Origin of the sequence: Ectobacillus ponti, from assembly GCF_024294785.1 — a bacterium.
Lineage (GTDB): Bacteria > Bacillota > Bacilli > Bacillales > Bacillaceae_G > Ectobacillus > Ectobacillus ponti.
Genome location: NZ_JANCLT010000002.1, coordinates 465,105 through 490,648, shown reverse-complemented (window position 1 = coordinate 490,648; position 25,544 = coordinate 465,105). Strand labels below are relative to the sequence as shown.

The following is a 25,544-nucleotide window of genomic DNA, read 5'->3' as shown; positions in this document are numbered from 1 at the left end:
CGGGCTGTGTTAAGAGAATGTTAAGCCTTGTCCGGCATAATCAGTCTTGTAAGAGAGAACACAACAAATCGTACAAAGCGGTTTTTCAATAAGGAGGAAAAATAAAATGGGTATTTTCAAACGGATCAGCAGAATGTTTCAGGCAGATGTGCACGAGCTATTGGATAAGGCGGAGAACCCGATCAGCATGCTGAATCAATATATGCGGGAATTGGACGAGCAGGTGGGCAAGGCAAAGAATGCACTGGCGCAGCAGCTGTACCTCGAAAAGCGCCAGGAGCAGCTGGTGGCTGAGACAGCGGCGGTTGTGGCCAAGCGCACACGCCAAGCGGAGCTGGCAGTGGCGAAAAATGAGGATGGTATTGCGAAGCTTGCGCTGCAGGAGAAGCTGCAGGCAGAGACTCGCTTGAACCTGTTCACGGAGCAGCTGGAAGCCATGAAGCAGCAGACGGTGAAAATCCATGAGCAAATCGACGTATTGCTGGAGAAGTACAGCGAGCTGTCCTATAAGCGCCTTGTGCTCGTATCCCGTGCCCATGCGGCGAAGGTACAGCAGCAAACACAAGCAGCGATTGCATCCTTCAATGCGGACAGCGCTGTAAAAGGCTTCAATCGTGTGGAGGACTATGTGCAGAAGCTGGAAGCGCAAGCAGCAGCAGGCGCCTACTTCGTGCCGGCGCCGGTTGTGAACCTGGACCTGCAGGAAGCGGTGGAGCGTGAATTGGTGAAGCTGAAGGAAGCGAAGTAAGTCACAGACAAGTTGTCCCCCTCCTCGTCTGTTGATATAAATTGGGAAGTCTGATGAGAATCGGCTTCCTTTTTTTATGGCTGGAGCAATTAAACAGCGCAGTGAAACAATCTTGCAGTCGGGATTTTGGGCAATGAAACAAAAAAGCGAAAAATGGAACAATCATCTCAAAAAATGAAACAATTCCTGTATGAAGCTGAAAAACCGCGCCCATTTGAGCGCGGTTTTTGCTTTAAATGACCCTCTAGGGCTTTGGGAGCATAGATTTGGCGATCATAATAAGCTCTTCTTTAGGCAATCCACTCAATGTATATTGTAAACCGTCTTTATGAAAGGTGAGGCAGCGGGTGTGGTAGGAGGCTGTTACTCCCTGCTGTAGCAGGATGTCTCCTTTTGACAGGGAAGCCTGCGGCACAATGGTGAGTCGCAGCTTGTTTTTCCTGTTGCTATACTGAAGGACCAGGTGGTTGCTTGCTTTTCCTTGTACATGCGTGACGGAAAAGGGGAAATCGGCAGGCACTAAGACTTTATCCTTATATTGCGGGTAAGCTTTTTCAAACTTCTGTACGGCATAGCCCTCATTCATAAGCGGCACGGCGCCGTCATGCACCACACGGATTTTCGTGATTTTGTCATCCTTCACGGCCAGCTCCCAAATGAAGGCAGTGCGCTCGAGCTGTTTACTGTCCCGGTAGCGCGCCACGACCACCCGCATGTTTTTTCGGGGGGACGAGAGTGTGGCAGCCCCGCTGATGGGCGTTTCCTCACGGATTTCCGGGATATGGACTCCCGGGGCTATGTACTTCCGGGCCATCTTCTCATCACGATGATGGAACAGCGAGTAGATCAGGCCCTGTACGGGATCCACGGAAGGATAGGCAGAGGCTGGGGAAGAAAGGGTGCTTACGAGCAAGAGTATACATAGAATTCGAAACATACATGTCACCTCCCGCTTAGTTTGCACCAGATAAAGGATCAGGTATGCAATAAGAGGGAAAGCTATCATTCGTCTGTCTTGCTTCTTATGGCAGTATCCGTCATAATTCAGTTTGAATATTGAAAAAGGAGGATATTACATATGCAATATACGCGCATTACAAGCATTGAGGATCCGTTGTTCCGCAAGATGCATGACCTCATGAAGGAGGTCTTCCCCCCTGAGGAAGTGCTGGAGTTCTCTCTCTGGAAGGAGCCGCTGGAGGATCCAAGCATCCGTGTATTTGTTGCTGTCCATGAGGATGAAGTGGTGGGCTGCACGGAATACCGCTACTATCCGGGCTGGAAGATTGCGATGACGGACTTCACCATCATCGGCAAGCCGGGCCTCAGCATCGGCCGCTTCCTGGCGCAAAATCGCATGAAGGATCTGCGCGCGGTTGCCGAAGCGAACGGGGAAGAGCTGTTCGGCATGTTCGCGGAAATTTATGATCCATACCGTGTAGCTCATTATGAGTTCGGCGGCGTGAAGCCAATGGATCCATATGTGCGCCGTGAGGTCCTGTCTCACCTGGGCTACAAGCGTCTGGACTTCCCATATGTACATCCGTCCTGGAATAATGATGGCGAAGCGGTATCCGGACTGGACTTCTGCTTCATGCCGACGAATGATGAAGTAACAGAGGTTCCAGCGCAGCTGGTGGCGGACTTCCTGAAGAAGTATTACTCCGTGCTGTCCAACAAGCCGCAGGAGTGGCTGGATATGGTGGCAAAGCTGGAGCAGCAGCAGACAGTATCCTTGCTGCCTTTATAAGCCAAAAAGGGGGAGCATTCTTTCATTTGTGAAGAAGCTCCCCTTTTCCGCGTGAGAAACAACCTAATAAAAAGATATTCAACTAGAAATTTATATAGAAATTCAGGAAAAACGCTTTACCGTTCTTTATAAAGAATATATACTCCTATTAAGGAGTATTATTCACGTTTTTAGTATGGAACTGTTCTTTATAAAAATATGAAGTGGGGGAATGAGAAATGTCAGTTACAGCTAAAACACTTTCTTTAGTATTGGCAGGCACATTCGGGCTTACAGCCGCAGTTTACTCAGGCGGAGACTATTTGAATGATATCAAGGGGAACTATAGCAAGCTTCAGGAAAAAATTGTGCTGACTGCTGACGAGGCGAAGACTAAGATTGATTCCGCGAACGGCCTGGTGCAAACTCTTGAAAAGGCATTCGAGGATCAAAAGGCAGAAACAACAAAGGCAAACACTGAAATTACGACTGCCAAGACAGAAATGGGTAAAGCGAACCAGGCAATTGCTGATGCAAATGCTGATATGTCAGCAGTGAAGACATTCGGCGACGGAGTCGTTAGTGCAACAAGCGGTGATCAAGTTACGGTGAATGTGACCAGCACATATGAGGTAGTAAGCGGCCAGTCATTAGCTATTGCAAACGTGGCGGGCACAACGAAAAAGCGCGTGGTGAATCCAAACAGCGCAGCAGTTAACGTATCAGTGAACAATACTACAGTATCTCTTGCAGGTGGAGATGTGTTGTACGTAGACCAAGGTGCAACTGTTGTACAGCAATAAGCCAAAGTTGAGGGGCATACCAATGCTCCTCTCCTCCCTTGTTTTTTATTAAGTACATAAAAGGTTATGTTTTTAATAAAAAACAAGATTTTTAAAGGAGGGCAATATGATGGCGATTTCAGGAAAGGTTCTAGCCCTGTTGCTTGCAGGGACATTTGGTGCTTCAGCTTTAACGTACACAGGAAGTGTAAATCGAGACTTGGCAAAGCAGGATTTTACGGAACTGCAGAGTCGCATTATCTTGACAGCGGATGAGGCAAAAACGAAAATTGATTTGGCAAATACACGGATTGCCAACCAGAATAAAAAGTATACTGACTTGGTGGCTCAGTCTACCCCGCTGTCCTTTACTTATACACAGAATAATACAGACAGACTTTCCATTACGATCAAGAATGATAACAATATTGACATCACTGTAAGCTATGTAAATCGGACAAGCCCAGGTGCGCCAATTCCACCAGTAACAGTTCCTAAGAATGGTGGCACTGTGGCTGTTTCCAGGAGCAAATCCGGCAGCGGCTCCAATGCATATACTCCTATTTATACATTTACATATCAGTTAAACAATAAAACTATAACTATAGACATGTAATAGGCTGTAAGTATCCATCTCCGGAGGTGGATACTTTTTTAATGCCAGGCATAATAGGTTTCCTCCTTGCCGCGTAAAGGCTATACTTAAGGGTGGAAAAGAAATGAGGTGGCAAGATGAAAACATTAGTTTTAGCAGAAAAACCATCCGTCGGAAGAGACATTGCCCGCGTGCTGCGTTGTGCAAAGGGCGGCAATGGCTTTCTTGAGGGAGATAAGTATATCGTAACTTGGGCACTCGGCCATTTGGTGACGCTGGCTGACCCGGAAATCTATGATGATAAATATAAAGCATGGAAAATTGAGGACCTGCCGATGCTGCCGCCGCAGCTGAAGCTTGTTGTCATCAAGCAGACAAGCAAGCAGTACAAGACGGTGAAGGAGCAAATGAGCCGCAAGGACGTGAATGAAATCGTCATCGCGACGGATGCTGGACGCGAAGGGGAGCTTGTGGCCCGCTGGATTATTGAAAAGGGCGGCATTAAGAAGCCGCTGAAGCGTCTTTGGATTTCCTCTGTGACAGACAAGGCGATTCAGGAAGGCTTCCGTAAGCTGAAGGATGGCCGCGAGTATGAGAATCTGTACGCATCTGCGGTGGCGCGCGCGGAAGCAGACTGGCTTGTGGGCATTAATGCAACGCGGGCACTGACAACACGCCATAATGCGCAGCTGTCCTGCGGCCGGGTGCAGACGCCGACGCTTGCGATGATTGCCAAGCGCGAGGAGGAAATCAAGAAGTTCCAGCCGCAGCCGTTTTACGGGGCATCCGCGGTGGCGGGCACCCTGAAGCTGACTTGGCAGGATGCGAAAACAAAGGAAACACGTACCTTCTCCAAGGAAAAGGCAGATGCTGTGCTGAAGGCGGTCCGCAACCAGAATGCGAAGGTTGTGGAAGTGAAGAAGGCGCTGAAGAAAAGCTTTGCGCCGCAGCTGTACGATTTGACAGAGCTGCAGCGGGATGCGCACAAGATCTTCAGCTATTCTGCAAAAGAGACCTTGTCCATTTTACAGAAGCTGTATGAGCAGCATAAGGTGGTCACGTATCCGCGGACAGATTCCCGTTATTTGTCCTCTGATCTTGTAGATACCTTGAAGGAACGGGTGCAGGCGTGCAGCGTGAAGCCATATTCCCGTTTGGCGAATAAGATTTTACAGAAACCGATTAAGGCAAACAAGAGCTTTGTTGACGACAGCAAGGTATCCGACCACCATGCGATTATCCCGACTGAGGAATCTCCGATTATGTCGGCGCTGAGCGATAAGGAGCGCAAGATTTATGATTTGATTGTAAAGCGATTCTTGGCTGTGCTGTATCCGCCATTTGAGTATGAGCAGACAACGGTGCGTGCCCAAATTGGGCAGGAGAGCTTTGTCGCCAAGGGCAAGACGATCGTGGCGCAGGGGTGGAAGGAAGTATACGAGGACTACCTTGATGAGGACGATGACAGCGGCGTGAAGGAGCAGCTGCTGCCGAGCCTGAACGAGGGAGATGTCCTGCAGGTGCAGAATGTCACGCAGACGAAGGGCGAAACAAAACCGCCGGAGCCTTTTAATGAAGGAACGCTGCTTTCTGCGATGGAGAATCCATCCCGCTATATGGCTGGCGAAAGCAAGGACCTCATTCAAACCATCGGCAAGACAGGCGGTCTTGGCACGGTGGCGACGCGTGCGGATATTATTGAAAAGCTGTTCAACAGCTTCCTGATTGAGAAGAAGGGCAAGCATATTGCGATTACGTCGAAGGGCAAGCAGTTGCTGGAGCTTGTGCCGGAAGAGCTGCAGTCTCCTGCTTTGACAGCCGAGTGGGAGCAGAAGCTGGAGGCCATTTCCAAGGGAAGCCTGAAAAAGGACGCCTTCCTGCAGGAAATCCGCTCTTACGCGAAGTCTGCGGTCAGCGAGATCAAGTACAGTGATAAGAAGTTCAAGCATGACAATATTACCGGCACGAAATGTCCGGATTGCGGCAAGCTCATGCTTGAGGTGAATGGCAAGCATGGCCGGATGCTCGTTTGTCAGGACCGTGATTGCGGCCACCGCAAGAACCTTGCGCGCAACACAAATGCCCGCTGTCCAAACTGCCATAAGAAGCTGGAGCTGCGCGGCGAGGGCGAAGGACAAATCTTTGTCTGCAAGTGCGGACATCGCGAGAAGCTCTCCTCCTTCCAGGCGCGGCGCGATAAGGAGAAGAAGGGCAGCGTATCCAAGCGCGATGTGGCGAAGTATATGAAGCAGCAGAATCAGCCGGAGGAGCCGTTCAACAACCCGTTTGCGGAGGCGCTGGCGAAGCTGAAGAAGCAATAAAGATGCATGAGGATGTTCTATAAGGCTGCCTGTCAGCAGCTTTCTGGTGCATCCTTCTTTTTTGCCTTTCTAAAATGCCTTGCAAGCCTGTTGGGAATCCTATCAAATTGTAGGAAACATCAACTGAATTGCAGAAAAGGCATTTTGATTTGCAGGAAACGCTGCCCGACTGTCGGAAAGCTAAGAGACCAGGAGAATTCTTGTCCTGCTCCTTCGCTTTCAGTCCAACACAAAGTATGATACAGTTTTCATATACTTAAATTAGGGGGAATCATAAGATGACAGTAAACAACCAAGCTTTGCCGCCAAAAACATGTACAATCGAGCGTTTGGTCACAATGCCGGAGGATGTGCAGAAGGTGCTGGCCGGAGAGAAGACGGCGACGCGCCGCAATGGCCGGTATGCAGATGTGGGCGAGGTCATGACATTGGAAGGCAAGCAGTTTGTTGTGGAGAACGTATACGCGCAGACGCTGGGCGAATTGACAGATGAGCATGCGCAGCAGGAGGGCTTTGAGAACGTGGAAGCCTACAAGCAATCCATCCTGTCCATCCATCCGGGTATGCCGTGGCTGCCGCACATGAGAGTCTGGGTGCACGAATTCCGTGCTGTATAAGGCTCTTCTCTATATTCACGTAACAAGTGCAGTACTCTCGATCGGCCCGTTTTTTCTCTTGTTTTCTACGATTAAAAAGCTGCGGCAGGCAGATGAGCAGACAGAGCAGGCTTATCTCGACACGTTCCGCTTTGCTGTATATCTGGCCAAGCATGCCGGACATGTGCTGGTCGTTGCCGGCATCCTGCTGGCGGTGCTGGGGTCCTGGCCGTGGACAACGCCGTGGCTGCTGCTGACCATTATCATTTTAGTGGCATCCCTGCTGTTCCTCGCTCGGGCATTTTCGCCGACCATCCGTAAATTTGGGACGCCTGGAGCGGACAGGCAGCAGCTGGTAGACAAGCTGCTGCGCGCCGTTTGGATTTATGTTGTATTGTTGCTCACCATGCTTTGGCTGATGGTGACAAAGCCAATGCTTTGGTAACACGAACAGGGGCTGACTGAGGTCAGCCCTTTTTGTATATACATTTGAAACTGTTGTAGATGAATTCGGGAAATATATAGATAAAATTGAAAGAGTGTCTGATAAAGCTTCTAGTACCGAGGTCTGCTGTGCAGCTGCAGGCCGAGGAAGGGACTCATATTGATATATGCGCAAACGGATGCGATGAAGGAGAAGCCATTCATGCGCTTGTGAAGCTTGTGCAGAACAATTTTATCAGGTGAATGAAGATGAGGGAGATATAGCATGCAAACGGTGTACGGATGTGATTTCAGCGGGGCCAAGGATGCCTCAAAGGGATTATTTTACGCAGAGGGCCTGCTGGATGGGCACGTGCTGCGCGTGCAGCGGGTACAGCAATGCGATGACCGGCTGGACCTGTACGCTGCCATCATCCATTCAGAAGGGGCATGGGGCATGGATTTCCCATTCTCCTTACCGCAAGCTGCATTCGAAGCGCTTGGTGCGGGCAGCTGGGAAGAGCTGCTGGCATGGACAGCCGGGCAGACAAGAGCGGACTTTCTGGCGAGACTGCAAGAGGCCTTCCCGCAGTCCCATGAAGTGAAATGCAGCTTGGAGCAGCTGCATCCCCAATGCCGGGCGGCTGACGGGGCAGCGAACAGCTACAGTCCGCTGAAGCAGTATAATCCCGGCCTCCGCAGCATGGTCTACAGTGCCTTTAAGCTGCTTCACTATCTGCGAAAGCAAGGTGTTACCGTATATCCCTTTGACCAGAAGCCGGGCAGAATCCGGCTGTATGAGGTGTATCCCTCTCAAGTCTGGTCCCGTTTTGGCTTAAAACGGGCAGCCTCCCTGCAGGAGCTGGCCCATCATATTCAGGCGGAAGGTACACTTCAGATCGAAATCCCCGGTGATTTTGCGGATTTGCCGCAGGACGGGAAGGATGCGGTCACAGCCTGCATGGTGATGGCGCATATGCTGGCTGTCGAGGAGGACTGGACGGTGAAGCCGGACTGGTGCGGGGAGCTGGAGTGGGAGCGTCGCTTGCAGGAGGGGCTCATTTTACCATATGTATAAAAAGAAGAACCCGCATCGCAGCGGGTTCTACACAGGATTTCGTCTTGCAAAGTCGACAAAGCGGAACTTGTCCGGCCGGTGGCGGGATTCCGTATACTGAAACAGGCTGGCGTCTTCGAGGTAGACGTAGCTCTTGATCACAACAATGTTATAGAATCCATCCAAGTCCAGCAGGGCGCGGTCCTCATCGGTCGGCTCCTCCACTACAATCTCCTTCTTCGCGAAGCTGATTGGCAGCTTCAGGTCCTGCTCGAGATATTGATAAATGGAGGACGCACAAATGTCCCCTGTAATCTCCGGGACGTGCTTAGTGCTCAGATAGTCCTTATCCAGGATAATCCGCTCGCCGCCGATTTCCCGGATGCGGCTGATTTTCCAGACCGTGTCCTTCACAGACAGGTTCAGCTGCTGGCGGATATATTCATCCGGCTTCCACAAATCCAGCCCATGGACGATGGTCACCGGCTTTTGCCCCATCTTGTCGGCTAACTCCTTAAAGCTGACAAGACCGGATACCGGAAAGTTAAATTTCTCACTTTTGATGACAATGGAGCCCTTTCCGCGCACCTTCTGAATGTAGCCGTTTTGCGCCAGCAGGTTCAGCGCCTTTCGAATCGTTTCCCTGGATGTATTGTAACGATCCTTCAGTTCATTCTCTGAAGGAAGCAGGGAATTCCGCTGCAGTTCCCCGGTTTCAATTTGATGGACAATGTCGTTATGGATCGTTAAATACTTAGTTGTCATGGCAGTCTCCAGTTATCGTTTTAGATAGAATACCACCGACTCATACGGACGAAGGGTCAATTGACGGACGTTCGCTTCTGTGTCCGCATAGTTGGACAGCAGCAGCTCGCTTTGATAGCCGTCAACCTCTACATGCGCGGGAAGCTCGAACAGCGTCTCTTTTCCCCTAAAGTTATTGATCACAAGCAGCTTTTCCGTGTCGGTGCTTCGTACATATCCAAAAATATCACTATGTTCTCCCAATATCAATTCATAATTTCCTTCTGTCACAATCTCATACTGCTTTCTCAGCTGAATGAGCTTCTGATAATGATAGAAAATAGAGCCGGAATCTGCCAGAGCGCTTGCCGCGTTCACGGATGGATAGTTTGCCGCCACATCAATCCACGGTATGCCAGCTGTAAATCCGGCATGGGCCGAGGCATCCCACTGCACCGGGGTGCGGGAGTTGTCTCTTGATTTTTGCTGTAAAATCGCTAGAATCTCTGCTTCTTCCTTGCCCTGCTGCTTCAGCAGTTCAAACATATTTAAGGACTCTACATCCCGGTAATCCGTGATTTGCCGGAAGCCGGGGTTCGTCATGCCGAATTCCTCGCCCTGATAAATGTAAGGTGTGCCCTGCATCAGATGAATGGTGGTCGCCAGCATTTTCGCGGACTGCACATGGTATTCGCGGTCATTGCCAAAGCGGGATACGACACGCGGCTGATCGTGGTTGCACCAGAACAGCGCATTCCAGCCGCCGCCCTTGTTCATACCCACCTGCCAGTCGGACAAAATCTTCTTCAGATGCAGGAAGTCAAAGTCCGCTTTCGTCCACTTCTCCCCGTTTGGGTAGTCCACCTTCAAATGATGGAAGCTGAAGGTCATATTCAGCTCATGCCGGCTCGGCTCTGTGTACTTGATGCAGTTATCAATCGAAGTGGAGGACATCTCGCCCACCGTCATAATGTCATGCTTGGCAAATACCTCCTGATTCATCTCCTGCAGCAGCTCATGAATGCGCGGGCCATCCGTGTAAAATTTCCGTCCATCTCCCGGTGGTGTATCGTTCAGGAAGCGCTGGTCCTTCGAAATCAGATTGATGACATCGAGGCGGAAGCCGTCCACTCCTTTGTCGAGCCAGAAGTTCATCATCTCATATACCGCTTTGCGGACAGGCTCATGCTCCCAGTTCAAATCAGCTTGTGTCACGTCAAACAGATGCAAGTAAGATTGGCCGGATGCCTCATCCCACTCCCAGGCTGAGCCGCCAAACTTTGACTGCCAATTGGTCGGCTCCTTGCCATCCTTCCAGATGTAAAAGTCACGATACTCATTTTCCTTGGAGGAAGCAGCCTGCTGGAACCATGCATGCTCAGTGGATGTATGATTCACCACAATATCCATGATGAGCTTCATGCCCCGCTTGTGCGTCTCCGCCAGCAGACGCTCGAAGTCCTCCATCGTGCCGTACTCCTCATGAATTGTGTAATAATCGCTGATATCATATCCATTATCACGCTGCGGCGACGCATAGATTGGCGTGAGCCAGAGCACATCCACACCGAGCTCCTTCAGATAGTCGAGCTTTTCCAGAATCCCCTGCAAATCGCCGACCCCATTGCCGGTTGTATCCTTAAAGCTCTTCGGATAGATCTGATATACTGTTGCCTTCTTCCACCATGGTTGTGTCATGCTTACACCGTCTTTCTTCATTGATAGGTTGGAACGGGAAAAGGAGACATCCGCATGTCCCCTTTCCGCCTTATGCTGCCTTAGCTGAATTTTCCTTCTTGCCCTTCAGGGAAATCTTGCCTACATTTGCCTTTGCGAATGCAAGTGTCAACACGATTGGCACCACAATCGCAACAACCATTGCGATTGCGAATGTTCCCATGTACTTCGGCTGGATGGACAGAATGCCCGGCAGACCGCCGACACCAATGGAATTCGCCATTACATGGTTGCCGACAGAGATGACTGCCGCAATCATGGAGCCGATCATCGCAGCCAAGAATGGATAGCCATACTTTAGGTTAATCCCGAACATCGCCGGTTCTGTTACTCCCAGGTAGCAAGAGATGGTCGCTGGGATGGAAACCTGCTTCTCTTCTTCGTTCTTTCTATTTACATAGATCATTGCCAATACCGCGGAGCCCTGTGCAATGTTGGACAATGCAATCATCGGCCACAGGTTTGTGCCGCCAAGCTGGCTCATCAGCTGCAGGTCGATTGCATTTGTCATATGGTGCAGACCTGTAATAACAAGCGGCGCGTACACAAAGCCGAATACTGCTGCGAACAGCCATCCGAAGGAGGATGTCAGACCGGAATATACAACTGTGGAAACGACAGAGCCGATTTTCCAGCCAAGCGGTCCCAAGATTGTGTGCGCGATCAGTACAGTCGGCACGAGCGCCAGGAATGGAACTACAATCATGGAAACGGAGTTTGGAACAATTTTACGCAGACGCAGCTCCAGGAAGGACAGCACGAGACCAGCCAGAATAGCCGGAATGACCTGCGCCTGATAGCCAATCATCTGTACCTTCGCAAAGCCGAAATCCCAGAACGGAATTTCTTTCGCGCCCGCGACACCATATGCATTCAGCAGCTGCGGAGATACAAGGGTGATACCAAGTACGATGCCGAGAATCTGAGTTGCCCCCATTTTTCTCGCTACAGCCCATGTAATTCCGACCGGAAGGAAGTGGAAAATCGCTTCGCCGATCAGCCACAGGAAGGAATGGACACCCTTCCAGAATTGGGATACTTCAATAATTGTTTTCGTGCCGTCCTCAAGCAGCTTAATGTCGCCGATGATGTTCCGGAAGCCGAGAATCAGACCGCCGACTACAATTGCCGGAATCAGCGGTGTGAAAATGTCCGCCAGGTGGGCAATCATTCGCTGCAGCACATTCATATTTTGCTTTGCTGCTTCCTTTGCCTCTTCCTTGGATGTGTCGCCCACACCCGCAATGGCAATGAACTCATTATAGAAGGAAGAAACCTCATTGCCGATAATAACCTGGAACTGGCCTGCTTGTGTGAAAGTTCCCTTCACAAGCGGCAGCGCATCAATGTTTTCGACATCTGCTTTCTTTGGATCCTTTAATACAAAACGCATTCTCGTCACACAATGTGTAACGACTGAGATGTTCTCGCTGCCGCCGACATACTTCAGTAAGTCACGTGCAGGTCCTTGATACTTGCTCATATGGCTCCTCCTCTTTTCTTGCCAGCTTGTATATACATGTTATGAATACGTTCTCATCATAACTTGTATATACAAGTGTGTCAATACTATTTTTGAGCGCTTACATCCAGAAACAATGAAGAAGCTGTCTTTCATACGGGAGCAACAACAAAGGAAAGGAGGAGCCGCAGAGCTCCTCCTTTTCTCTTAGATCTTGAACTTGCGCACGATTGTCTGCAGCTCTTCCGCCATCAGGGACAGCGTCGAAGCAGAGGAACTGATTTCTTCCATGGCTGCGGACTGCTGCTCGGCAGCTGCCGCCACGCCTTGTGTGCTTGCGGAGGTTTCCTTCGCAATGTGGGAAATCTCGTTCACTGATACAGTAACCTGCTGGGCATTGGCGGACATTTGCTGCGTCGTTGCCGCCACTTCCTGGATATGCCGGGCTGTTTCTTCTGTCAGCTGCAAAATTTCGGTGAAGTTCTGCTCTGTGTCCTGCGCCAGCTGCATACCGGATTGCACCTCCGCTTTTACGCCGCCCATCACATCGATGGAGTGCCCCATACCCTGCTGGATTTCCTGAATCAGATCGGCAATCTGGCCGGAGGATTGGGCTGACTGCTCAGCCAGCTTGCGCACCTCAGCAGCCACTACAGCGAAGCCGCGTCCATGCTCGCCGGCGCGGGCCGCTTCAATTGCCGCGTTCAGTGCCAGCATGTTGGTCTGGTCGGCAATATTGCGGATGACATCCAGAATGGCGCCAATCTGCTCTGACTTCTGGCCAAGGGAGCGGATGGCGGTGTCAGACTCCTGGACAGAGCTCTGAATGGAGTGCATTTGCTTGGCTGTCTGCACCACCATTTCACCCCCGGCCGCCGCCTTATCCTTTGTATAAGCAGAGGAACTGGAGATGGAGCCGAAGGTGTCCGCCACCTGCTGGATGCCTTCGCTCATTTGGGTTAACAGCTGGGCGCTTGCCTCCACCTGCTCTGTCTGGTCTTCAGAGCCGGCCGCCACCTGTTGGATGGACTGGGTAATGGACTCTGTGGCCATGCTTGTCTGCTCCGCACTGGCTGTCAGCTCTTCTGCTGAAGCCGCCACATGCTCAATGGAATTGCTGAGCTGGCTGATGACATCGCGCAAAGAGGTTGTCATCGTATTGAAGCTGTCCGCCAGCTTGCCAATTTCATCATCTGTATGGACATGAATGGTCTCTGTCAGATTTCCTTCACTGATCTGCCCTGCTGATGCCACCAGTTCGTTCAATGGCTTCACGATGGAACGGATGATGAAGTACACAATGGCTGCCCCGATGATGACAGCACCGAGAATGACGAACAGCGTCATACGGAGGATGGACTGTGCCGCTGTGTCCACATCTGCCTGCGCCATGGTGCCGGCAATCTTCCAGCCGGTCAGCTTGTTTGTCAGGAACACCATTTTCTTGTCTTCCCCATTGAAGGTGTAAGAGAATTTGCCGGAGTCGCTGCCAAACAATGTGTCAACCCATGTGCCGGCTGCTGCTGTTCCCTGCTTCTCTGTTGGATGAATCAAGAATTTCTTGTCTGTGTCCAATATGACTACATAGCCGCTGCGGCCGATTTTGATATCGCCGGCAATTTTCTTCACGTCACTGAGATTTACATCCACCGCGATGACGCCGGAACCGTCACCCAGGGTCTGCATGACGGAAAGAGAAGCATTGCCTGAGCCATCAGCCTGAAATGGCTTGGACAATACAGCTTTCCCGTTCTTTTCCTTTGCTGCCTTGTACCAATCCTCCTTGCGCGGGTCATACGCGCCGGAAGTCATGGATTTTGCCGGAGAAGCAAAGAGCCGTCCGTCCGCCGTGCCGACATAGATGGAGGACACATCCGGATGGAGCTTCAAATACTGGTCCAGCTTCTGCTGGACAACAGCAGCATTGTCCTCCTTCAGCATGCCTGCAGAAAATACATTGGAGAAATAATCAACATCATGCAGCTTTGGCATGATTGCATTATCCAAAGCCGCCTGCGCCAGCTTAATGCTCTCTCCCGCGCTTTGCAGCAGCTCATCCTCCAGCTTCTGCTTGGCTTCCGTGAAGGAAAGCAGGCCGATCAATAAGCTTGGCAGGAGCAGCACCAACGCGAAGCCGGCTATTAATTTATTGCGTATAGAAAGCCTTTTGAGCCTCATGGGAATCCTCCTTGAAATAATTTTAAAAATTAAACATAAAGATAAATAGATATATCCTGTGAACATTGTACTGCATTCTGCCCTGTTTGTGTTCATCCGGCAGATATTACCGGGGGATGCGCATACTAACTTTCGATTTTTCGTCAAAAATAGTAGGATTGAGTATGTTAGGATGCCAAGTTTGTTTGGAGGAGTAGAAAATGAAAAAGCAGGTTATCATTGCGGACATCGCGTCCCGCCTCGAGGATGAAAGCATCCCTTACGAGGTGACGGGTGCGGCCGCTTTATACATACAAGGAATAGACCATATAGATGTAGGGGAAATCCGTATCGACGTGCAGTGGGATGTGATGGATCGGGCATATGAAATCTTTCAGCCGTATGCTCCGGGCGAAGTGAAACGGGATAAGGTGCAGGCAGCGTTTTCCTTCTCGTATGAGGGCGAGACAGTTGTGATTGCTTGCCTGTTCAATACAACGGTGCGCACGCAGCCATACCGGGTGTCCGTGCAGATAGAGGAGCGGGAGGTTTGGTGCCGGTCTCTGTACTCGTACTTGTACTACCCTGAACATGCGGAATTCGGCTCGGCCATCCACACCTTCCTGCAAGAGCGGCAGCGGGCCATCACAGCCCAGAACGAAACTGCCTGGAACACAAGCAACTATGCAGCGCTGCTGAATCGGCATGGTGAGCCGGCAGTGGTGGCGGAGAAGATTCAGCAAAATCCGGAATGGCGGCTGCATCCCTTTTTAAAATATATGAAGGATGTACAAGGCAAGCGGGTGATTCACCTTATGGGTTCACACGGCATCAAGGCAGTGGCATTGGCTTTGTTGGGAGCGGATGTGGCCGTTGTGGATTTCTCGCAGGAAAATGCCATGTTCGCCGGGGAGCTGGCCAAGCATGCCGGAGTGGAGCTTTCCTATGTGGTCTCGGATGTGCTGTCCGCTGATCTGGAGGCGGAAGCGGCAGATTTCGTGCTGATGGAGCTGGGCGTGCTCCACTATTACCTGGACCTGCAGCCGCTGGCGCAAATCATTCACAGGCTCCTGAAGCCGGGCGGGCGCTTCGTGCTGCACGAATTCCATCCGGTCTCCGTCAAAATGATCACTTCTTCCGGCAAGAAGCATAAGGTGGACGGAAATTATTTTGACCCGTCGCTCCGGCAGCGGCAGGTTGCCTTTTCCAAGCATGTAGCCGCGGAGGAAACAGAGGCGGTGCTGCAGCGCAAATGGACGATGGGGGAGCTGGTGACGGCATTTGCCGGGTCGGGGCTGATAATCCGCATTCTGGAGGAGGAACCGAATCATAAGCTGCACGATATCGGTCTGCCGAAGACCTTCACCCTGGTGGCAGAAAGGATATAAAAAAGGACTGTGCTCAGGATTTCTGAGACAGTCCTTTTGGCTGTTCTGTTCTGAAAACCGGGAAATTTACATTGTACATGACCGCAACCACGCGCACCACAAAGGTCACCAGCAAGCAAATATAAAACGACAGCACGTGCGGCACCTTGTCATAGGTGAACAAAAAGCTGAGGGCCCCTAAAATGGAGGCAATCGCATAAATCTCCTTCCGGAACACGTACGGAATATCCTTGGCGAACAAATCACGCAAAATGCCGCCGCCGATGCCTGTCAGCAGGCCCATGGATACGACCAGGAACGGGGCATTCAGCAGGTCCTGTGAGACGGCCGCATTGGCGCCGATCGCCGTGAATACGCCAAGGCCGACCGCGTCGGAAAGCATGATGGTATTCTGCAGCTTCGTGATCCGTTCATAGAAGAAGCAGGTGACCAGCGCGGCGAGTGTGCTGACCAGGAAGTAAATCGGTTTAATGAAAACAACGGGAGGAAAGTGGCCGATCATGATGTCACGGATGACGCCGCCTCCAAGTGAAGTTGCGGCAGCCAGGAAAATAAGGCCGAACAAGTCCATCTGTTTTTTCATGCCGACAAGTGTCCCTGAAACCGCAGCGGCAATAATGCCAAGAAAGCTGAAAATCGTAATGAGCGTCATTCCTTCTGATTCCTCTCTCTTTCTGTAAAAAGGTTGGACAGCCTTTAGTTTTTAGCATGGCTGATGCATATGTGATAGAGGACAGCCAACGCCCGCAAAGCCGGGAGGACTGTCCCTCTCTTTTTTTCGTGAAGGGGCTGTCAATCAAAAAACATGTGTGTTTTTTTGTCTCAGCACACTATACAATAAAGTTATCTATTTCACAATCCTTGTTTCGCCACATGCGGAAAAAGGCTGTACAGACTAAAAGAAAACGTTTGAAAAAGGGAGCTGAGCTGCACAGAAATCTTATGCGTTTCACTTGGTAAATTATGTTATAATTTGAATTCAAGGTCTACTAATTGAAATATTTAACTTATAATGGCGTCATTGCTTTTACCCAGGAATGCAGAACATAAGAATGAGATAATAGAAAATCGGATACTCCGCTTTGCAGAGGGGAAAAGGGAGAGCCATAACCGGTTTGGGAGGGGAAGAAATGAAGGTTTTGTATGTGAATGCGGGAGCAGAAGAAGGCGGCGGAAAAACACACATTCTTTCTCTCTTATTGCAGTTTCCAGCCAAAGAGGTTGAAATGGCTGTGTTCGAGGAGGGCAGCATTGCCAGGGAAGCCCGTGAATCCGGGATGCCCGTGCATCTGTTTGCCCAGACAAGCCGCTATGACATCTCTGTGCTGCCCCGGTTGGCCAGATTCATTAATGAGCGCGGCTTTGACATCATCCATACACATGGGGCGCGCGCAAACTTCTTTTTATCTCTGATTAAAGATAGAATCCACGCAAAGTGGGTTACGACCGTCCATAGCGATCCGCTGCTCGATTTCATGGAGTGCGGCGTCCGGGGCTGGCTGTTCACACGGTTACATTTGCGTTCCTTCCGCAAGGTGGATCTGTTTTTTGCCATTACAGAGCAATTTAAGGAGAACCTCCTTCGTCTCGGGGTGCCGGCCGAGAAAATCCGTACGGTGTACAACGGGATTGAGTATGACCAGCAGCCGGCGGCCCCTTACAGCCGGCTGAATCTGGGCATAGAAGCGGGAGCCTTTACCTTAATTCAAGTGGCCCGTCTGCATCCGGTCAAACGGCATGAGATTCTGTTTGAGGCGCTGCAAAAGGCCGGAATCCCGAATGTGAAGGTGCTGCTTGTCGGCGACGGGACGGCTGAGCAGCATTTGAAGCAGGAGGTAAGCAAAAGAGGCCTGTCCTCTGTTGTATCCTTTCTGGGCTACCGCAAGGATGTGAAACGCTTATATGCTTCGGCGGACCTGAGCTTGCTGACGTCCCAGAGCGAAAGCTTCCCGCTGGTGCTGCTCGAATCTGCCAATCAGCGGGTGCCGTTCATCGCGACAAATGTGGGGGACATGCATAAGCTGATTCCGGATCCGTCCTATGGCTGGATTGTCCCGATTGATGATGCGGATGCACTGGCTGAGGCTTTGTGCCAGGCATACAGCAAGTGGCAGCGCGGGGAGCTGAAGGAGATGGGGCAGCGGATCCATGAGTATGCCTCCCGCCGTTTTTCCCTGCGAAAGCTGTATGAGGACACGCATCAGGCTTACCGGCAGCTCTTGCAGCATGCAGTTCGCGTTTAACTTTGAAGAAGGAAAGGGTTTCGTACGATGAAAGTCCATACGGTTGATATTCTAGGTGTACCCTTCTCCACGCTGACGATGGAGGAGACCATTCAATATTTGTTCGGGCAGCTGAAGCAGGAGCGGCGCCAAACGTTTCATGTCGTGACGGCCAACCCTGAGATTGTGATGTGCGCCCGCAAGGACAGTGCGTTTCAGAATGACCTGCTGCAGGCGGACCTGATCACGCCGGACGGCATCGGGGTTGTCAAGGCAAGCGGCATGCTGGGGGAGCCTTTGCAGGAGCGGGTGTCCGGCTTTGATTTGATGAACGGCTGGTTTGCCCAGGCCGAGCAGCAGGGCCGGCAGCTGTCTGTGTTTCTGTTGGGAGCGAAGCCGCATGTGGTGGAGCGGGCGGCCAAGGAGCTGCGCAGACTGTACCCTTCCCTGCAGGTGGCCGGCCATCAGCATGGCTATTTCGGTGCGGACGAAGAGGAGCAGATTGTGGAGAAGATTGCGGCGGCCAAGCCGGATATCCTGCTCGTTGCCCTCGGGTTCCCGCGCCAGGAGAAGTTCATCCAGACGCATAAGCAACGCCTGCAGACGAAGATTGCGGTCGGTGTCGGCGGCTCCTTTGACGTTTGGGCCGGCGAGGCAAAGCGGGCGCCGAAGTGGATCCAATCCATCCATCTGGAGTGGTTCTACCGCCTTTGCAAGACGCCGTCCCGCTGGCGGCGCCAGCTTGTGCTGTTGGAGTTTCTGCAGCATGTGCTGCGTGAGAGGAAAATGGTTCGATGACATAAGGGCTGCCCTGAAAGACTGCCGTTTGGCAAGCTTTCGGGGCAGCCCTTTTTGGTCTCCGGGAAAATCAATTAGATAAAAAATCGTTGAAATATCTATGAAGAACAAAGGTGTTGTATATATAGAACTGGAATAATTAAAGGAAGAGAAAACAGGATTCCGACTGCAGGGGGAGAAGGGAATGAAGAAGAAGACATTGTTAATCTGTCTCATTTCAGCGGGCATAGCGGCGGCAGGCGGGGCAGCGGTATTCAGCAAGAGCAGTCAGGGTAGTCAGGGTGCCATTTCTCAGGCTGAGCTTTGTACGCCTGCTGAGAAGCTTTCAGCAAAGAAGGAATTAAAGAAAAAGATGCTGGACTCCTTGCAGTATTTTGATACGGCAAAGGGGACGGTTGCATATGGAAACAGGAGATTAAACCTTGCGGCAATGTCCCAATATGAGCTGCGGACAAAGGGAACCCCCTTTTTATATGAGAAGACGACACAGGAAAACGGGGCATCGGAGGAAGTGGCTTTTGATGGCAAGGAGACGGTAATACAGGTGGATCATCAGAAGAAAGCATACAAGCAGCAAATAGTGGAACAAACCCCCGATGACTTGCTTCAGGCAGAACAGATTTCGCTCCGCGCTGCTGATATGGTGAATGGCATTTTAAAAAATGAGGACCAGTGGGATGTTGTTTCAGAGGAGAGTATACTCGGCCTCCCTGTATTCGTCGTACAGGGCGAACTCGGTAAGGAATTGCAGAAGCGGGATGGCGCCAGTACGTTAAAGGTCTGGATTCATAAGGATACAGGGATTGTCCTGCGGATGGAGGAGTATAACCAAAAGGGCGAGCCTGTGATATACGTCAGCACGCAATCCATTACCATTAATGGGCCTGTGGATGAAAGCAAGGGAAAGCTCGTGCCTCCTTCTGATTATCAGTCCATGTAGCCTATTCTATGCGAGCTTCTGAATAAAAGGGTGTATGGATGAAGGGGCAAATCCGTTATGGAGCTGATTGCCCATCGTCTGGAAACCATCAAAAAGGCGGCCGACACTAAAAAAAATCAAGCGGGATGCGCTCCAGCTTGATTTTTTTATGCGGCAGGGATGGCGAAAATCGCCATCCAAGCTTAACAGAGTCCTTGCAAAAGGCCAGTCAGCTCTTCCTTATACGCTTGCCGGTTCAGGTGCGAGTTGTCTAATTGCCGGGATGCCAGCTGCAGCTGGGAAAGAATGCGGAGCTCCCGGGCGCGGCGTTCCTCCAAAACGGCAAGTGTGCCGTCCAGTCCTTCATAGCCCTGCTCCTGTCCGAAGCCTTGCTGCGTATAGTATTGCGCAAAGCCCTCTGACCAAGCCTGCGGCCGTTCCGCCACTGCTCTGCGGAAGGCGCTCTCCAAATCCTGCTGATTGACGTAAACCAGCATCGGCTGCAGCGGCAGGATGGCCTGCTCCAGCTCTTGTACGTAGGCGAGAGATTCCTCATAGGCTGCGCCATACTTGATCATGCTGACGGTCATGGGATTTTGGAGGAAGCAGCATTCGAAAATGTATACCGTATCCTCTTGTGCGGCAGCCGCCGCAAAGCTGCGCCAGCGGTCCGCGATCAGCCTGCGGTTCAGCTCCAATGGCAGCTCGTATATATCACGGGCGTACAAGTCCGCAAGCTGGGAGTCTGGCAGCCTGTCCCGCAGCTTTTGATACGGAATGACCCAGCCGTCTTCCACCTGCTGTGCGTGCTCTCTCAGTATGTCCGGCAGCTCATGGAGCTTGAAATAAGCACATCCGTCGTAATCCGCCGGATGGTCCAGGTTCCCTTCCAGAAACAGCTTTGTCTGAACCCCTTGCTTCTGTAAAATTTCTTCTATTATGGTGGCTGTAGTTGTTTTGCCAAAGCCGGGCAGCCCTTCTACAAGTATAAGCTTTGTCTTCATCATCTCTCCCCCTTGCACTTTACTTTACCGCAGCAAGAAGAAAATGGAAATATATATTTCTGCGGCAGGACAGGGATACTAAAGAGACAGTCTTGTACGATTGCAACAGCAGCGTGTAGAATGCTATATGTAAGAAAATTATAGAAAGAATGGTGGTTTATATGAAGCAAGAGACACCTGTGTCCAACCGCAGGCTGCTCGGGGTTGCCGGGCTTGGCTGGCTGTTTGATGCCATGGATGTCGGACTTCTTTCCTTCGTGATCGCAGCCCTGCAGAAGGATTGGAATTTGACGGTCCAGCAAATGGGATGGATCGGCAGCGTCAACTCCATCGGAATGGCAGTGGGAGCGCTGCTGTTTGGCCTGTTAGCCGACCGGATCGGCCGGAAACATGTTTTCATTATTACCTTATTGCTGTTCTCGATCGGCAGCGGCCTGTCCGCATTTGCTCCCACACTCACTGTGTTTCTGCTGCTTCGCTTTATCATTGGGGCGGGCCTTGGCGGAGAGCTTCCGGTGGCCTCCACGCTTGTATCTGAAAGTGTGGAAGCGCACAAGCGCGGCCGTGTGGTTGTCCTGCTGGAAAGCTTCTGGGCTGGCGGCTGGCTCATCGCGGCGCTGATTGCCTATTTCGTCATTCCGGGCTACGGCTGGAAGACAGCCATGCTGCTGAGCGCGATTCCTGCTGTGTATGCCTTGTACTTGCGCCTCAGCCTGCCGGATTCCCCGCGGTTTCAGCCGCAGGAGGCGAAGCAATCCGCGTGGGAGAAGATCCAGACAGTATGGTCCGGTCCTTATGCCCGTCCGACGGTCATGCTTTGGGTGCTTTGGTTCTGCGTGGTATTCTCTTATTACGGCATGTTTCTCTGGCTGCCGAGCGTGATGGTGCTGAAGGGCTTCAGCATGATCAAGAGCTTCCAATATACGCTCATCATGACGCTGGCGCAGCTTCCGGGCTATTTTACCGCGGCTTGGCTGATTGAACGGGCCGGCCGGAAATTTGTTCTCATTACATATTTGCTGGGCACAGCAGCCAGCGCTTACTTCTTCGGCGGCGCGGAAACGGTAACGGCGTTGGTGGTATCGGGTGCGCTGCTGTCCTTCTTTAATCTGGGAGCATGGGGCGCCCTCTATGCGTACACGCCGGAGCAGTATCCGACTGCCGTGCGCGGCACAGGAGCAGGGATGGCAGCTTCCTTTGGCCGGGTCGGCGGCATTCTTGGTCCGCTCTTCGTCGGGTATCTGGTGGCGCAGAAGCATGCCATTTCCTCCATCTTCACGATTTTTACCATTACAATCATTGTCGGAGCCCTCGCTGTCCTCCTTCTTGGAAAAGAAACGAAGCAGCAGGAGCTGATCTGAACGAAAACCCGGGTGCCGCCCGGGTTTTTTTGTTGTTGGAAAATAAAGAGAAGGCGGGTCTGTTGGATTGACGAGGAGAACCACTGAAGTGACCAAGAGAAGAGTTGAACTGACCAAGAGAACAGAAGAAGCTCAAATAAATAGCAGGATTTTGTTGGCAGGAAGAGGGAGGTATGATAAAAATGGTACAATGATACTTTTTGCTGTACCTGGAACCAAAACCTTTCCGCACCAAAGAAAGGAATTCGTCATTCTTTGTCGAATAGGTATGCTAACTCAGAGAAATTTAGAAGGATTAGGTGGTAAAGGGGAATGAGAATCTTACTTGTAAGCGACGCAGCTGAAGAACGGGAGCAGCTCAAGCAAGGCCTGAAGGAAGAGCTTAATAAGGCAGATGTATGGGAAGCGGCGGACATGCTGGAAGCAGCCAAGCGAATGAAGCAGGTGCAGCCCGATTTTCTGTTTATGAATATAGATCAGATACAGGATAAGGAATTGCTGGGGCAGCATGAGTCGCAAGTGATTTTGATGGGAACAGAGGAACGGCAGGCTGTGCAGGCCTTCCGGCACCGCGCTTTTTACTTTTTGCTGCTGCCAATTGCGGAGCATGAGCTGTCATTCGTCTGCAGCCTGATGGAAAGAGAGGCCAAGCGCCAGACAAACGTCTGTGGAAAGCTTTCCATCGAAGGCCATGAAGGGATTCTGTACCTGCAGCCGCGCGATATCGTATATGTGAGCAAGAACAAAGAGAATAAGACTGTATCCATCTACACCAGACAGCAGCAGTACGTCTCCTCCTGCACGCTGCATGACCTGGAGGAAAAGCTGACGCCGTACCAGTTCCAGCGGGTGCATAAGAGCTATCTGGTGAATCTGCTGTATATTAAGGAGCTGCGCCCGTATTACAATGGCACCTATAACCTCTATCTGGAGAGCTATCCGGAGGAGCCGATTCCAGTCAGCCGGAATTATGTGAAGAAATTGAGGAGCAGTCTGGAAATCTAATAAATTGAATATTAAATGTGACAAGTTAATCTGGTTATCTAACCGCTTAATGCATGAAATTTTCATGATACGGACAAATTAGTTAAACTTTTCTGAACATTTAGTATAATTCCCTGTAAGGCATACTTAGGGGGGATTTTAGTGAAGGGGTTCAAGTCGATTTTGCTCTGGGGTGCAATTTCTGCAGTTGGTGCAGGGGCATTCGGGGTGCTCGCCTTGCAGCGGGGGGAAACAATCAATGCAGTTTGGCTGCTTGTGGCGGCTGTCTCTGTCTATGCAGTTGCCTACCGCTTTTACAGCAAGTATATCGCGCAGAAGGTGTTTCAGCTCGATGACAGCCGGAAAACGCCGTCTGAAATTATGAATGATGGAAAGGATTATGTGCCGACAAACAAATGGGTGCTCTTTGGCCACCATTTTGCGGCAATTGCCGGCGCAGGCCCGCTGGTGGGACCGATTCTGGCGGCACAAATGGGCTATCTGCCGGGAACCATCTGGATCATCGCCGGGGTTGTGCTGGCAGGTGCGGTTCAGGATTTTGTTATCTTATTTGCTTCTACACGCCGCAACGGCAAGTCGCTCGGTGAAATCATTAAAGAGGAAATGGGGCCGGTTACAGGTCTCATCGCGATGATTGGAATCTTGGGCATTATGATTATTCTGCTGGCCGTACTGGCGCTTGTTGTTGTAAAAGCATTGGTCGGCAGCCCTTGGGGCATGTTCACAATCGCTGCGACGATTCCAATCGCCCTGTTCATGGGTGTGTACATGCGCTACATCCGTCCGGGCAAGGTCGGAGAAGCTTCCGTGGTCGGCATTGTGCTGCTGATTCTGTCTCTCATGGCAGGGCAGCATGTAGCCAATACGCCGGATTTGGCAAAGCTGTTCACCTTTAAAGGGGAAACCATCGCCATTATGATGATTGCGTACGGCTTTGTGGCATCCGCCCTGCCGGTTTGGCTGCTGCTGGCGCCGCGTGATTATCTGAGCACGTTCCTGAAGGTCGGTACAATCGTCGGTTTGGCCATCGGCATCCTGGTCGTGGCGCCTGATTTGCAAATGCCGGCTGTTTCTAAATTCGTGGATGGAACAGGCCCTGTATTCGCGGGCAACATGTTCCCGTTCCTGTTCATTACCATCGCCTGCGGAGCCGTATCCGGCTTCCACTCCCTCGTCTCCTCCGGTACAACACCGAAGATGATGGAACGCGAAAGCCATGCGCGCGCAATTGGATATGGCGCCATGCTGACGGAATCCTTCGTTGCGGCAATGGCGATGATTGCAGCATGCGTTTTGACACCAGGCACATATTTTGCAATTAACGCCCCGGCGGCCTTGATTGGCACAGACGCCGTGCAGGCAGCCAAGGTGATTTCCTCCTGGGGCTTCACCATCACACCGGACAATTTGACGCAGCTGGCGAAGGATGTAGGCGAGCAGACGATTCTGTCCCGTACAGGCGGAGCGCCGACACTGGCAATCGGCATGGCCTTCATCTTCTCCAAGGTGATTGGCGGCAAAGCACTGATGGCATTCTGGTATCACTTCGCCATCCTGTTTGAAGCGCTGTTTATCCTGACAACGATTGATGCAGGCACACGCGTCGGCCGTTTTATGATTCAGGATATCCTTGGGAACTTCTATAAGCCAATGGCAAGAACAGACTCTACCTTTGCCAACGTTGTGGCCACCACCATTTGCGTGGCCGGCTGGGGCTACTTCCTGTATCAGGGTGTCATTGATCCGCTTGGCGGCATCAATACGCTGTGGCCGTTGTTTGGGATTGCCAACCAGATGCTGGCAGGCATTGCGCTTCTGCTTGGTACCACAATCCTATTCAAAATGGGCAAGAAGGCATATGTGTGGGTCACGCTCTTGCCGACCACATGGATTCTCCTTGTCACCATGGTAGCCGGCTGGCAGAAGCTGTTCCATGCTGATGTGAAAATCGGCTTCCTGTCCCATGCGAAGAAATTCCAGGGACAGCTGGATGCCGGCAAAGTGCTGGCACCGGCAAAGAATGTGGAGCAAATGAAGCAAATCATCTTCAATGACTACGTGGATGCAGCGCTTTGCGCCATTTTCATGGTCGTGGTGCTGGCGGTTCTGTTCTCTGCCATTCGGATTTGGATGCAGGTATTGCGCGGCGAGAAGGTGACGCTGAAGGAAGAGCCATATGTACCGCGTGAGACAGAAAACGATGTGCGGAACTATGCGTAATTGGTGGAGCAAGCTGCTGCAGCATCGGAAGGAATTCATCAGCCTGCTTGTCGGGGTGCCAAGCTATGAGAAGTATGTGGCTCACATGAAGGAGCGGTATCCGAATGAGCCCATTCTATGCGAAAAGCAATTTTTTGCCCAGGCCCAGGAATCCCGCTATGAGGCAAAGGGCGGCAAGGTATCGCGCTGCTGCTGAGGAAAAGGAAGGTCTCCCGTATCGGGGGCCTTCCTTTTTATGCATATTTTTACTGTTGTGGGGAAGGTTCAGCCATGTGA

General features: G+C 51.4%; 24 protein-coding genes. 17 read left to right on the top strand and 7 right to left on the bottom strand.

Annotation, left to right across the window (positions count from 1 at the left end):
• The first annotated feature begins 106 nt into the window (after positions 1 to 106).
• Positions 107 to 748 carry a PspA/IM30 family protein gene (locus tag NK662_RS05870; RefSeq protein WP_254757966.1) on the top strand — a complete coding sequence of 214 codons (642 nt, stop codon included), beginning with the start codon at positions 107 to 109 and terminating at the stop codon, positions 746 to 748.
• Positions 749 to 992: 244 nt separating this feature from the next.
• On the opposite strand, the gene NK662_RS05865 is transcribed toward NK662_RS05870, so the two are convergent.
• A complete protein-coding gene (locus tag NK662_RS05865; protein WP_254757965.1) occupies positions 993 to 1,685 on the bottom strand; it encodes a DUF4367 domain-containing protein in 693 nt (230 codons plus the stop codon).
• 141 nt (positions 1,686 to 1,826) lie between these two features.
• Here NK662_RS05865 and NK662_RS05860 point away from each other — a divergent pair, with 141 nt between their 5' ends.
• From NK662_RS05860 to NK662_RS05830, 7 genes are all read left to right on the top strand, one after another.
• Complete coding sequence (locus tag NK662_RS05860; RefSeq protein WP_254757964.1) at positions 1,827 to 2,498, top strand: GNAT family N-acetyltransferase; 672 nt, start codon at positions 1,827 to 1,829, stop codon at positions 2,496 to 2,498.
• A gap of 218 nt (positions 2,499 to 2,716) precedes the next feature.
• On the top strand, positions 2,717 to 3,280 hold the full coding sequence (locus tag NK662_RS05855; protein ID WP_254757963.1) for a hypothetical protein: 564 nt from the start codon (positions 2,717 to 2,719) through the stop codon (positions 3,278 to 3,280).
• A 106-nt stretch (positions 3,281 to 3,386) separates the two neighbouring features.
• Entirely contained in the window at positions 3,387 to 3,875 is a 489-nt protein-coding gene (locus NK662_RS05850) for a hypothetical protein (protein WP_254757962.1), read from the top strand.
• Positions 3,876 to 3,991: 116 nt separating this feature from the next.
• Positions 3,992 to 6,175, top strand: a complete 2,184-nt coding sequence (locus NK662_RS05845; protein ID WP_254757961.1) for a DNA topoisomerase III — start codon at positions 3,992 to 3,994, stop codon at positions 6,173 to 6,175.
• A 278-nt stretch (positions 6,176 to 6,453) separates the two neighbouring features.
• Entirely contained in the window at positions 6,454 to 6,792 is a 339-nt protein-coding gene (locus NK662_RS05840) for an ASCH domain-containing protein (protein ID WP_254757960.1), read from the top strand.
• On the top strand, positions 6,782 to 7,216 hold the full coding sequence (locus NK662_RS05835; RefSeq protein WP_254757959.1) for a DUF2269 family protein: 435 nt from the start codon (positions 6,782 to 6,784) through the stop codon (positions 7,214 to 7,216). The genes NK662_RS05840 and NK662_RS05835 overlap by 11 nt, the downstream gene beginning before the upstream one ends.
• Before the next feature lie 264 nt (positions 7,217 to 7,480).
• Positions 7,481 to 8,272 (top strand): hypothetical protein, encoded by a 792-nt coding sequence (locus NK662_RS05830; RefSeq protein WP_254757958.1) that lies wholly within the window; start codon positions 7,481 to 7,483, stop codon positions 8,270 to 8,272.
• Positions 8,273 to 8,299: 27 nt separating this feature from the next.
• Here NK662_RS05830 and treR read toward each other — a convergent pair whose 3' ends face one another.
• The 4 genes from treR to NK662_RS05810 all read right to left on the bottom strand — a co-directional run bounded on the left by treR (position 8,300) and on the right by NK662_RS05810 (position 14,372).
• Positions 8,300 to 9,016 carry a trehalose operon repressor gene (gene treR / locus NK662_RS05825; protein WP_254757957.1) on the bottom strand — a complete coding sequence of 239 codons (717 nt, stop codon included), beginning with the start codon at positions 9,014 to 9,016 and terminating at the stop codon, positions 8,300 to 8,302.
• Positions 9,017 to 9,028: 12 nt separating this feature from the next.
• Positions 9,029 to 10,693 (bottom strand): alpha,alpha-phosphotrehalase, encoded by a 1,665-nt coding sequence (gene treC / locus NK662_RS05820; RefSeq protein WP_254757956.1) that lies wholly within the window; start codon positions 10,691 to 10,693, stop codon positions 9,029 to 9,031.
• Positions 10,694 to 10,763: 70 nt separating this feature from the next.
• Entirely contained in the window at positions 10,764 to 12,215 is a 1,452-nt protein-coding gene (gene treP / locus NK662_RS05815) for a PTS system trehalose-specific EIIBC component (protein ID WP_254757955.1), read from the bottom strand.
• A gap of 186 nt (positions 12,216 to 12,401) precedes the next feature.
• Positions 12,402 to 14,372 (bottom strand): methyl-accepting chemotaxis protein, encoded by a 1,971-nt coding sequence (locus NK662_RS05810; protein WP_254757954.1) that lies wholly within the window; start codon positions 14,370 to 14,372, stop codon positions 12,402 to 12,404.
• Positions 14,373 to 14,572: 200 nt separating this feature from the next.
• Between NK662_RS05810 and NK662_RS05805 the strand changes: the two genes are divergently transcribed.
• Entirely contained in the window at positions 14,573 to 15,739 is a 1,167-nt protein-coding gene (locus NK662_RS05805) for a class I SAM-dependent methyltransferase (protein ID WP_254757953.1), read from the top strand.
• A 13-nt stretch (positions 15,740 to 15,752) separates the two neighbouring features.
• On the opposite strand, the gene NK662_RS05800 is transcribed toward NK662_RS05805, so the two are convergent.
• Positions 15,753 to 16,391, bottom strand: coding sequence for a trimeric intracellular cation channel family protein (locus NK662_RS05800; protein ID WP_254757952.1), 639 nt, complete (start codon positions 16,389 to 16,391; stop codon positions 15,753 to 15,755).
• 478 nt (positions 16,392 to 16,869) lie between these two features.
• On the opposite strand from NK662_RS05800, the gene NK662_RS05795 reads away from it, so the two are divergent.
• The 3 genes from NK662_RS05795 to NK662_RS05785 all read left to right on the top strand — a co-directional run bounded on the left by NK662_RS05795 (position 16,870) and on the right by NK662_RS05785 (position 19,699).
• Entirely contained in the window at positions 16,870 to 17,982 is a 1,113-nt protein-coding gene (locus NK662_RS05795; RefSeq protein ID WP_254757951.1) for a glycosyltransferase family 4 protein, read from the top strand.
• Positions 17,983 to 18,009: 27 nt separating this feature from the next.
• On the top strand, positions 18,010 to 18,759 hold the full coding sequence (locus tag NK662_RS05790; protein ID WP_254757950.1) for a WecB/TagA/CpsF family glycosyltransferase: 750 nt from the start codon (positions 18,010 to 18,012) through the stop codon (positions 18,757 to 18,759).
• Between the two features lie 184 nt (positions 18,760 to 18,943).
• Positions 18,944 to 19,699 (top strand): LolA-like protein, encoded by a 756-nt coding sequence (locus tag NK662_RS05785; protein ID WP_254757949.1) that lies wholly within the window; start codon positions 18,944 to 18,946, stop codon positions 19,697 to 19,699.
• 182 nt (positions 19,700 to 19,881) lie between these two features.
• Here NK662_RS05785 and NK662_RS05780 read toward each other — a convergent pair whose 3' ends face one another.
• On the bottom strand, positions 19,882 to 20,682 hold the full coding sequence (locus tag NK662_RS05780) for a P-loop NTPase family protein (RefSeq protein WP_254757948.1): 801 nt from the start codon (positions 20,680 to 20,682) through the stop codon (positions 19,882 to 19,884).
• 161 nt (positions 20,683 to 20,843) lie between these two features.
• Here NK662_RS05780 and NK662_RS05775 point away from each other — a divergent pair, with 161 nt between their 5' ends.
• The 5 genes from NK662_RS05775 (at position 20,844) to NK662_RS05755 (ending at position 25,464) form a co-directional block, all read left to right on the top strand.
• A complete protein-coding gene (locus NK662_RS05775) occupies positions 20,844 to 22,043 on the top strand; it encodes an MFS transporter (RefSeq protein WP_254757947.1) in 1,200 nt (399 codons plus the stop codon).
• Between the two features lie 88 nt (positions 22,044 to 22,131).
• Positions 22,132 to 22,359, top strand: coding sequence for a hypothetical protein (locus NK662_RS05770; RefSeq protein ID WP_254757946.1), 228 nt, complete (start codon positions 22,132 to 22,134; stop codon positions 22,357 to 22,359).
• Positions 22,356 to 23,048 carry a LytR/AlgR family response regulator transcription factor gene (locus NK662_RS05765; protein ID WP_254757945.1) on the top strand — a complete coding sequence of 231 codons (693 nt, stop codon included), beginning with the start codon at positions 22,356 to 22,358 and terminating at the stop codon, positions 23,046 to 23,048. The genes NK662_RS05770 and NK662_RS05765 overlap by 4 nt, the downstream gene beginning before the upstream one ends.
• A 141-nt stretch (positions 23,049 to 23,189) precedes the next feature.
• The gene (locus tag NK662_RS05760; protein WP_254757944.1) at positions 23,190 to 25,268 is read left to right on the top strand and encodes a carbon starvation CstA family protein; all 2,079 of its coding nucleotides are present in this window, start codon (positions 23,190 to 23,192) and stop codon (positions 25,266 to 25,268) included.
• Positions 25,249 to 25,464: a YbdD/YjiX family protein gene (locus NK662_RS05755; RefSeq protein WP_254758040.1), complete on the top strand. Its 216-nt coding sequence runs from the start codon at positions 25,249 to 25,251 to the stop codon at positions 25,462 to 25,464. Before NK662_RS05760 ends, NK662_RS05755 begins: the two co-directional genes overlap by 20 nt.
• Positions 25,465 to 25,544 lie beyond the last annotated feature (80 nt).